The sequence below is a fragment of the Brooklawnia sp. genome (assembly GCF_032229645.1).
GTDB lineage: Bacteria > Actinomycetota > Actinomycetes > Propionibacteriales > Propionibacteriaceae > Brooklawnia.
The window spans coordinates 1-5,790 of record NZ_JAVTWX010000103.1 but is presented as its reverse complement, the minus strand read 5'-3'; the positions used below and the strand labels follow the sequence as shown (position 1 = coordinate 5,790).

Sequence of the window (5,790 nt, the reverse complement as noted above, 5' to 3'; positions counted from 1 at the left end):
TCGGCACCTGGAAGGATTCGACCGATCCGTCTCCGGTGATGGCCTCAAGGTGATCGAGTGCGGCCATGAAGCGGTTCTTCTCCCGCTCGAAGAGAGCCTCGTCCTCGTTCAGTTCGAAGACCGCAGACATGAAGTTCTCGTGACTCGCGCCCTCTTCGAGCCGTCGGATCAGATAGGCGATCGCCACGTCGAATTCTTCGGGATGCACGACCGGGGTGTAGAGCAGCAGCGAACCGACCTCGCGCTTGACTGCTTCCGCCTGCCCCGTGGCCATGCCGAGCAGCATCTCGACATCGATGCCCTCGGTGACGCCGCGTTCTTTGGCGAGTAGCCAGGCCAGGGCAACGTCGAAGAGATTGTGACCCGCGATTCCGACGCGCACATTCTTCACGTGCTCGGGCCGCAGGGCGTAGTCGAGCACGGCCTTGTAGCCGGTGTCGCTGGCCTGCTTCGAGCCCCAGGTCGTCGCCGGCCACCCATGGATCGCGGCATCCACCAATTCCATTGGCAGGTTTGCGCCCTTGACGACACGGATCTTGATAGGAGCGCCACCCTCGGCAACCCGCTTGGCCGCCCATTCCTGCAGTCCCATAGCGGCACCCAGGGCATCGGGCAGATAGGCCTGCAAGACGATGCCGGCCTGCAGGTTTCGGAATTCCGGACGCTCGAGGATTCGCTTGAAGACCGCGATGGTCAGGTCGAGATCCTTGTACTCCTCCATGTCGAGGTTGATGAACTTCTGCGGGCTGGCGGCGGCCGCGCATTCGAAAAGCGGCTGCAGATGGTTCACGATGTGGTCGACGGCATCGTCGAAGGCCCAGTGGTTGTGCGGTGCCACGGTCGCCGACACCTTGATCGACGCGTAGTCAACGTCGTCGCGCTGCAGCAGCCGAAGAGTACCGCCGAGCCTGTGCTCGGCCTCCGTATCACCGAGAATCGCCTCGCCGAGCAGATTGACGTTCAGGCGGATGCCGTCCTTCTTGATCTTCTGGATGGCCGCGCCCAGCTTGGCGTCGGTGGCATCGATGATGAGGTGACTCACCAATTCGCGCAGCACCTTACGGGCCGCCGGAACCACTACCTGCGGCAGCGGGCCTGCGAAAGTCTTACCCAGCGTCATCCCGCCGCGCATGACCAGCGGTAGGAACTTCGGTGTGATCGGGGCGAGCTCCTTCAGCTTCTTGGCGGCCGCACGGAGGTCCTCGGGACGCACCACACCATCGACGAATCCGACCGTGAAATCCAGACCGTTCGGATCCTGCAGCACTCCGGCCAGCAGCGCGGCCGAAGACTCGACAGGATAGTCCGCAGCCTCGGCCAGCCAGCGCCGGACCAGCGCTATGGCAGGCTCCGCTAGGTCCTGGGGACGAATATCGGTCGCGTCTGCCATGGGAGTGCCCTTCAGTCAACCCCGCGCGCTCGCGCGCACCAGGAATTAATCATCTGGTGTCATGGTGGGCCACCCGTAACCTAAAGTAAAGTGCAATTATCTGCGGATTGAACATCAGCTATCCTTAACATTCCTAATCAATGGGCTGTTGCGGACCGCGGCACCCCCACAGCGGCGAGCGCGCGAAACAGACTCTTAACACTCCTAGTCACGGCGCGCGGAAGGGCAAGGATGCTGGACCTCAAACGCCTCAGGTTGCTTCGAGAACTCCACGTCCGGGGCACGATCATCGCGGTCGCCGATGCCCTCAGCTTCAGCCCCTCGGCGGTGTCCCAGCAGTTGACCACCTTGGAGAAGGAGCTCGGAGTCCCCCTGCTGACACGCGCCGGACGTCACCTCCAACTCACGCCGGCGGCTAAGCTGCTGGTCGCCGAGACCGAGCAGCTACTCGACGAGGTGGAGCGTGTCGAATCGTCCATGCGCAGCTTCGACGAGACGGTCCGCGGCACCGTGCGGGTGGCCGCGTTCCAAACAGCTGTACTGGCGATTCTGCCCACGGCACTGAGGCGGCTGCGGGCCGAGTACCCCTCGGTACGAGTCCAACTCGTGCAGCATGAGCCCGAGGCAGCCTTGCGCGAGACCTGGGCACGAGGTTTCGATCTGGTGATCGCCGAGCAGTACCCGGGTCACGCCACCGAGCATTTCGACGGCCTGGACCGCCGGCCTCTCATTCGAGATCGCATCCAACTGGCCCTTCCCCCAAGCGCCATTGATGATCCGGCCTTCGACGATGCCCACACGCTCGCCGATGCAGCGGGCCTTCCGTGGGTGATGGAGCCCAAGGGGGCGGCCTCACGTCACTGGGCTGAGCAGCAGTGCCGCAGCAGTGGGTTCGAGCCGGACGTCCGCTATGAGACGGCCGACCTGCAGGCCCACATCCGGCTGATCGAATCCGGGAATGCGGTTGGGCTGCTTCCCGGCCTCATCCATGCCGGTCCCTCACCAAAGCTGCGCTTGATCGACCTGCCCGGCGACCCCCGACGGACAATCTTCACTGCCGCCCGGGTCTCCAGCACGGCCAATCCGGCGCTGGTAGCCTTCCGCACGATCCTCACCCAGGTCGCCGAGGCCTACGAACTGACCAGGCACAGCGCATAGCGGTCGCCAGGCCGCACAGATATTCCCAGGATCAGGCGGCGTCCGCCGCGAGCAGGTATTGGCCGTTCATCTCGGCATAGCGTCCGCCGGCGGCGAGCAGTTCGTGATGGCTGCCGCGTTCGACAATCCGGCCCCGGTCGAGCACAACGATCTGGTCGGCGTCGCGAATCGTGCCGAGCCGGTGCGCGATGGTGAGCGTAGTTCGCCCGGCGGCCAGATGATCAAGGGCCGCCTGCAACTCGTGCTCGGTGGTCACGTCCAAGGCACTGGTGGCCTCATCCAAGACCAGCACGCACGGGTTGCGCAGCAAGGTGCGCGCCACCGCGATGCGTTGCCGTTCTCCCCCGCTGAATCGGTGCCCGCGAGCGCCGACGACCGTGTCCAGGCCCTCGGGCAGCCCGCGCACAACATCGGCGATGCGGGCGGCGTCGAGTGCCTGCCAGAGCTCGGAATCACTGGCGTCCGGCTTGGCCAGCAGCAAATTGCCGCGCAGGCTGTCATGTACCAGGTAGGTCTCCTGCGTCACCACTCCGACGATGGACGTCAAGGTGTTCGGGTCGAAGTCGCGAAGATCGATACCGTCGATCGTGATGCGACCCTGCGTCGGATCGGCGAGCCTCGACAACAAGGACGCCGCAGTCGACTTGCCCGATCCGGTCGATCCTGCCAAACCGACCGATCCACCGGCCGGGATCGTCAGATCGACGTCGTCCAGAGCGGGCCGGTCGGCGTCCGGATAGGCATAGCCGACATGCTCGTAGCGGATCTCGCCGCGCATGCTGCTCGCGTCGACCTGCACCGGAACCGCCGGCGCAGGAACGTGCGGCACCAGATCGAGATACTCGAAGACGCGGCTGAGCAGGGCCATCGACGCAACCCACTGGGCCCCAATGTTGAGCAGCCCCATGATCGGACGGAAGATCTGCGCTTGCAGCGCAGTGAACGCCACCACCGTGCCGATGGTCAGGCCGCCATCGACCGGCCCGAAGCCGGCCGCCAGATAGATGACCGCGGGCAGCGCCGCAAAGATGATGTTCATCGTTGCCATCCGCCAACGCCCGGCCAGCTGTGACCGCATGTCTAGGTCGATCAGTTTGGCGGAGATCGCGGAGAATGATGCCGTGCGCTGGTCGGCGATGCCGAGGGTCTTCGACAACAATGCTCCGCTGACGGTGAGTGCCTCGTCCACTTCGCCGTGCAATTGCGCCATGGCTGCCTGGCGCGCCCGGGTGAGATCGCGGCGCACCAAGGCGACCCTGCGAGTACCCCAAATCGCGGGAGGCAGCACGACCAGGCTGATCAAGCTCAGCCGCCAATCGAGAACGGCCATCGCGACCGCCGTTGCGACTGCGGTGGTGAGGTTTGTCGCCACCGATGTAGCGGTCGTGGTGAGCACCGCCTGAAGGCCGGCAACGTCGTTGACCAACCGGGACTGAATCTCGCCGGCCCGAGTGCGTTTGAAGAAGTCGATCGACTGCCGCTGAAGATTAGCGAAGACATCGACGCGCAGATTGTGCATGACACGTTCACCGATGGCGCTGGCCAGCCACGTCTGCCAGACCCCGCCGATAGCGGTGACGATCGCGATCGCGACCATGCCGAGCGCTGCCATGACGAGCAACTGGGTGTCGCGGTCGGGCAGGGCGTCATCGATCACCGCACGCAGCAGGAACGGTTGTCCCATGCCGACGAGCGCGATCAACACGATGATGCCCAGCAGCAGCGTCAGGCGCCAGCGCTGAGGCGCGAAGAGCCCCGCGATTCGCTGCCAACGCACAGGGGATTCCGCAAGCTGTGCCTTGTCAGCGGGATCGATGCGTTGCGGTCCCAGGCCGCTCATGCCACCAAGATCTGCCATGGGAAATCACCTCCATCCAAGATATACTGAGGTACAACAATTAAGAGGTTACCTCATTACTTTGGAAATGCAAGTCATTTGTGAGCGAAAGGACGGATGCTGTGAGCGAACCGGCGACCAATCATCAAGGCCGGGTCGACGACCTCGGCGAACTCTTCGCCCGCGTCGCCCGGCAGCAGCGCCGAGCCACGCTCAGCGCGCTGGAGCCCTTTGGCGTCAGCCCGCACCAGGCCCGGGCCCTTCGGCAGATCATCAGGTCGGGTCCGTTGCGCCCCAGCCAACTCGCCGAACAGTTGAGGATCAGTCTGCGCTCGGCCACAGAGGTTGTCGAAGCCCTGGTCGGCGCAGGTTTACTGGCACGCGAACCCGATCCGCGCGATCGGCGTGCGATTCTGGTGAGCGCCACCGCGTCGGGCATCGAGCGCGCCGACCAGATCAGCCAGGTACGTGCCGCACAAGGCGAAGTCTTCTTGTCGGGCCTTGACGAATCAGACCGCTCCGAGTTGCGGCGCATCCTCCAGCACCTGGATCACCAGCCCGAGTAGTGGTCGGGTCTCACCCACCGGACCCACCCGGTTCGCGCGAGGCCAGCCCAAGACCCGAAATCAGCCGGCTAGAGCCCCGAGTTCTCGGTGCGGACGAGGATTCGTCCGCACTCCTCACAACGCAACACATCGTCGGGCGCCGCGGTGGCCTGCCGCTTCAACTCACTCATGTCCAACTCCAGGCCACACCCACCGCACCGCCGGGCCCGCAGTTCGGCAGCACCCGTACCGCCGGCACGCTGCGCCACCTTCTCGTAGATTGCCATCAAGTCGGCCGGCAGGCGGCCGGACAGCGTTGACCGCTGTTCCGACAACTGGGTCGCCAAGATATCGAGCTCGGCGGCAGCGTTGTTGCGGCTGGCCAGTAGATCCCGCATCTGGGTCTCGATATCGTTGCGCTCGGCAGTCAGTTTGTCGCAGATCGCGGTCTCGTCCTCGATCTGCTGCATGATCTCAAGCTGGGTGTCCTCCAAGGTGGAGATGCGCCCGCGAAGGTGCTCGACCTCGTCCAGCATCGGCTGCAACGCCTTTGCCGTGATCAAGCCGGCGTCGATCTTCTGCTGATTGCGCTCCAGCCGGGCGCGCGCCGGCGCCAGATCGATCTCCACCCGCTCCTGCTCGATCTCCGCATCTGCCCTGCGGGTCTGCGCGGCAACGATCTGCTCGCTCAGCTTGCCGCGTTTGACCTGCAGTTCGGCCAGTGCGGCGTTCTCGGGAAGGGTCGACCGGCGGTGGCGCAGCCTGGCCACTTGGGTATCGAGATCGGCGACCTGCAGCAGCGCGCGTTGCGCACCGGAATCAGCTTGCATCGATGAAACCTTTCGTTGCCAGAAGCTTAG

The 5,790-nt window shown here is 64.5% G+C and carries 5 protein-coding genes; 2 read left to right on the top strand and 3 right to left on the bottom strand.

The annotated features are described in order from the left end of the window. Positions 1-1,390 (bottom strand): proline dehydrogenase family protein (locus tag AAFP05_RS07925; RefSeq protein WP_341729320.1); only part of this gene is annotated, 1,390 nt, incomplete at its 3' end. A gap of 231 nt (positions 1,391-1,621) precedes the next feature. Between AAFP05_RS07925 and AAFP05_RS07920 the strand changes: the two genes are divergently transcribed. Further along, positions 1,622-2,548, top strand: coding sequence for a LysR substrate-binding domain-containing protein (locus AAFP05_RS07920; RefSeq protein ID WP_341729319.1), 927 nt, complete (start codon positions 1,622-1,624; stop codon positions 2,546-2,548). Positions 2,549-2,579: 31 nt separating this feature from the next. Here the strand turns inward: AAFP05_RS07920 and AAFP05_RS07915 are convergent, their stop codons facing one another. Further along, the gene (locus AAFP05_RS07915; protein ID WP_341729318.1) at positions 2,580-4,406 is read right to left on the bottom strand and encodes an ABC transporter ATP-binding protein; all 1,827 of its coding nucleotides are present in this window, start codon (positions 4,404-4,406) and stop codon (positions 2,580-2,582) included. 101 nt (positions 4,407-4,507) lie between these two features. On the opposite strand from AAFP05_RS07915, the gene AAFP05_RS07910 reads away from it, so the two are divergent. Continuing rightward, positions 4,508-4,951 carry a MarR family transcriptional regulator gene (locus AAFP05_RS07910; RefSeq protein WP_341729317.1) on the top strand — a complete coding sequence of 148 codons (444 nt, stop codon included), beginning with the start codon at positions 4,508-4,510 and terminating at the stop codon, positions 4,949-4,951. A 68-nt stretch (positions 4,952-5,019) separates the two neighbouring features. Here AAFP05_RS07910 and AAFP05_RS07905 read toward each other — a convergent pair whose 3' ends face one another. Then, positions 5,020-5,760, bottom strand: a complete 741-nt coding sequence (locus AAFP05_RS07905) for a C4-type zinc ribbon domain-containing protein (protein WP_341729316.1) — start codon at positions 5,758-5,760, stop codon at positions 5,020-5,022. Between the last annotated feature and the right edge of the window lie 30 nt (positions 5,761-5,790).

Bases quoted from the DNA above. Each gene is read 5' to 3' on its own strand.
- AAFP05_RS07905 (WP_341729316.1), bottom strand. From the start codon at position 5,760: ATGCAAGCTGATTCCGGTGCGCAACGCGCGCTGCTGCAGGTCGCCGAT.
- AAFP05_RS07915 (WP_341729318.1), bottom strand. From the start codon at position 4,406: ATGGCAGATCTTGGTGGCATGAGCGGCCTGGGACCGCAACGCATCGAT.
- AAFP05_RS07920 (WP_341729319.1), top strand. From the start codon at position 1,622: ATGCTGGACCTCAAACGCCTCAGGTTGCTTCGAGAACTCCACGTCCGG.